Genomic DNA, 2,945 nt, shown 5'->3' on the forward strand with positions numbered 1-2,945 from the left:
GAGCGGGGCGAAGGTATGACCCGAGGGGCAGGGTGTGGCGAGGGTGCTTGGTGGCTTTTCCTTATCTTTGTTTGCCTCAATACATTATAAGATACATAGGCTATGTACAAGATCCCCTTTAGGCGTATTCTCCAGAGCTTGTGGCTGAAGACCTTTATCGCCCTTGCCTTCGCTGCCTTGGTCGTGATGCTCCTTGCTCCGCGCAATAGGAGCTTCCAGTACCAGTTCAGCAGTGGCAAGCCTTGGGCATATGAGCTGATCACGGCGCCGTACGACTTCCCCATCTACAAGACGGATGAGCAGATACGTATGGAGCAGGATAGCATACGTCAGGAGGCACTCCCCGTCTATACCCTGGACAGTGAGACGCTCCCTAGGATGCTCAATAAGCTCCATGACCGCTATACCCAGGAGCTCAGCCAGACCCTCCCCCGTGCCTACTACCTCCACCTACAGGAGGTACTACGCAAGAGCTACAATATCGGTATCATCGAGGCTTCGGAGCTCACACGCCTCCGCACCGAGGGGCATCTGGAGATGAACCTACTCGGGGGAAACAACATCCTCACACGTACCCCCCTGACCCGCTTCTACAGCCTCAAGGAGGTCTATGACCAAGCCTTCGAGCAGGCCGAGGCTAAGGGGCTCAGTCGCGAGGAGCTCCAGCGGATGGATGTCTCCTCGTACCTCGAGGCCAATGTCCTCTACGACAAGGACTATACGGACAAGCTCCTCGCCGACGCCCTCTCGAGCCTATCTACCTCCACGGGGATCGTCCAGCAGGGCGAGCGGATCATCGACAAGGGGGAGATCGTCACCCCCTATATCTACAACGTCCTCCGCTCCCTGAGGCAGGAGCAGATCCACCGCATGGGTGGGGAGACACAGTCGGTACTCAATCTCGGCCTCTTCCTCTACGTCGCCCTCCTCTTCGCCGTCCTAGGGGTCTATCTCATGCTCTTCAATAGGGCTCTGTGTGTCCAGGGGCGCAATATCCTGCTCCTCTTCTCGGTGATGCTTGCCTTCATCGCCCTGACGGAGCTCCAGGCCAGTAGTGAGTGGTATCCGCTGGAGGTGATCCCGTATGTGATGCTGGTACTGCTCCTACGTATCTTCTTCGATAGCCACCTAGCGCTGACGAGCTACCTCGTGACGATCCTCGTGGCGGCATACTTTGTACCCGATCCTCTGCCGTTCCTCTTTGTCCAGCTCGTCGCTGGCTTTGTCGCTGTCTTCACGCTACAGAGTCTCAATTCCCGAGGCCAACTTATCCGTGCGGCCTTCGCTGTCTACACGGCCTACATCGGCTCCTCGATGATCTTTGCCTGGATACAGGAGGGGCGTATCCTGCCCTCGTACTGGATCTCGCTGCTCTTCTATGGGGTGAATCTGATCTTCCTCATGTTCACCTATATCCTAGCCTTCATCGTGGAGAAGCTCTTCGGCTACGTCTCCAACGTCCGTCTCGTCGAGCTGAGCGATATGGCCACACCTCTGCTCAAGGAGCTCTCCGAGGTGGCGCCGGGGACCTTCCAGCACTCCTATCAGGTCTCGATCCTGGCTACTGCCGCAGCGACCAAGATCGGGGCGGATGCCCAGCTGATCCGTACTGGAGCGCTCTACCACGACATCGGCAAGATGCCCCACCCCGAGTATTTCACGGAGAATGCCCCCACCAACAGCCCCCACGCCTTCCTCAGCTACCCAGAGAGTGCCCGCATCATCATCCAGCATGTGGCCGATGGCGTAGCGCTGGCGCAGAAGCACGGCCTACCCGATCAGGTCATCGAGTTCATCCGTACACATCATGGACGCAGTACGACGCGCTACTTCTACAACTCCTACTGCAATGAGCACCCGGGCGAGACGATCGATCCCGAGCCCTTCACTTACCCTGGCCCCAACCCCTATACCAAGGAGATGGGGATCCTGATGCTGGCCGATAGTGTGGAGGCTGCTAGCCGTAGCCTCAGCCAGTATACCGAGGAGGGGATACGTAGCCTCATCAACAAGATTGTCGATGGGATCGTCTCTGAGGGGCTACTGAACGATACCCCGCTGACCTTCCGAGATATTCAGGAGATTAAGGAGGTCTTCTTCCTCAAGCTCAAGACGATGTACCACGCCCGTATCGCCTACCCAGATAAGCACTAAGCCCCCACCTAGGATATGTACCGACCGATATTCCTCGTAGGCTTCATGGGCTCTGGCAAGAGCACCATCGGCAGGAGGCTCGCCGAGTGTCTACAGCTACGCTTCATAGATACGGATACGTTCATCGAGACACGCTTTCGGCAGCGGGTCGTCGATATGTTTGCTCGGGAGGGCGAGGAGGTCTTTAGACGCAGGGAGCGTATGGTCATGCAGGAGCTCATGAGCATGAGCGATACGATCTTCGCCACGGGCGGAGGCCTCCCCTGTCACTTAGATATGATGGAGCTCCTGAGGGAGGCGGGGGAGACGGTCTACTTCCGCTCCTCGGCCGAGGTACTCGCCACCCGACTAGAGCTCTGCAAGCGTACTCGACCGACCATACGGGACAAGAGCGGGGCTGAGCTCCTGGAGTTTATCCAGCATACCCTCGGGGTACGCGAACCGATCTACCTGCAGGCACACCATGTCTTCGAGGTCGATGAGATTGATTCGGCAGCGGCGGAGACGGCCTTTGCCCGAAGGCTCGCCGAGCACCCTGGCCTGCTCGTCAGGGAGTGAGGCTGCTCGGGGGCTACTCAGCACGGCCTCACCCACATTCTACACCATCGCCTCTGGCTGAGGAGGGGGTAGGGCGTTACCTGCCGATTGTATGGCATTGATGCGAAGCTACCCCCACTAGGAGATAAATAGCGGACGCCCCATGATGGCTAGCCATCATGGGGCGTCTCTGCGTGATCCCGACAGGATTCAAACCTGTAACCTTCTGATCCGTAGTCAGATGCTCTATTCAG

The 2,945-nt window shown here is 57.8% G+C and carries 2 protein-coding genes; both read left to right on the top strand.

Translation table 11 applies throughout. From position 1 onward, the window contains the following. Positions 1-102 precede the first annotated feature (102 nt). A complete protein-coding gene (locus QZ170_RS09095) occupies positions 103-2,154 on the top strand; it encodes an HDIG domain-containing metalloprotein (protein ID WP_297180206.1) in 2,052 nt (683 codons plus the stop codon). Between the two features lie 15 nt (positions 2,155-2,169). After that, entirely contained in the window at positions 2,170-2,712 is a 543-nt protein-coding gene (locus QZ170_RS09100; RefSeq protein ID WP_297180209.1) for a shikimate kinase, read from the top strand. The last annotated feature ends 233 nt before the right edge of the window (positions 2,713-2,945 follow it).

Source organism: uncultured Porphyromonas sp., from assembly GCF_905372525.1.
Lineage (GTDB): Bacteria > Bacteroidota > Bacteroidia > Bacteroidales > Porphyromonadaceae > Porphyromonas.